General features: G+C 60.5%; 1 protein-coding gene. It reads left to right on the top strand.

Translation table 11 applies throughout. The features are described from left to right. Positions 1–458 precede the first annotated feature (458 nt). Positions 459–750, top strand: a 292-nt coding sequence (locus ACYVDE_RS25030) for a molybdopterin-dependent oxidoreductase (RefSeq protein WP_460504223.1), incomplete at its 3' end; no start/stop codon positions are given.

Here is a 750-nt window from a genome sequence, read left to right as displayed (position 1 = left end):
GCTTTTGGCGGCATTCAGGCCCACGTCGGCCAGGCGTTTTTTCTGGGCCACGTCGAGGCCCGGCTCCAGCAGGCGGGCGGCATCAACGGGCGTGCCGCCCAGGCTGGGGAAGCTGGGCAGGAACAAGGCCCCGGCGGCTAAGCCCGAGAGGCCAACAAAGTCGCGTCGTTTCAAAAGTGCGTAGGAATTCGGGTGATGTGGAAAGCAGATTCGTAAAGATGGGACGAAATCTTAACCAAAAAGACAGAAAGGCAAGTCGAACGTTGCGTTCAAATTGAGAATAAAAAGAGGGTCATGATAAGCGCAGCCGAGTTATCTCGCGTGGGGTGGTAATCCTTGTTCCTAGCGATTGAATTACCATTGCACGCGAGATGACTCGGCTGCGCTCGGCATGACGTTATTTGCTCAACCTCTCCCAGCGCGGACTCGCAGAGTCCACGCTATAATTCCCACCCGCCATGTCCACCGAAACGCACTACCGCGCCTGTAACCTCTGTGAAGCCATCTGTGGCCTCGAAATCAAACACGAAAACGGGCAGGTGCTCGGCATCGCCGGTGACGCGCAGGACCCGTTCAGCCGCGGCCACATCTGCCCCAAAGCGGTGGGGCTGAAGGATATTTACGAAGACCCCAACCGTCTGCGCCGCCCCCTGAAACGTACCGCCGCCGGCTGGCAGGAAATCGACTGGGACACGGCCCTCGACGAAGTGGCCGCCGGCCTGCGCCGCCAGCGCGCCGCCCACGGCCCGC

Source organism: Hymenobacter agri, from assembly GCF_054778495.1.
This window is presented reverse-complemented; position numbering and strand designations above follow the sequence as displayed.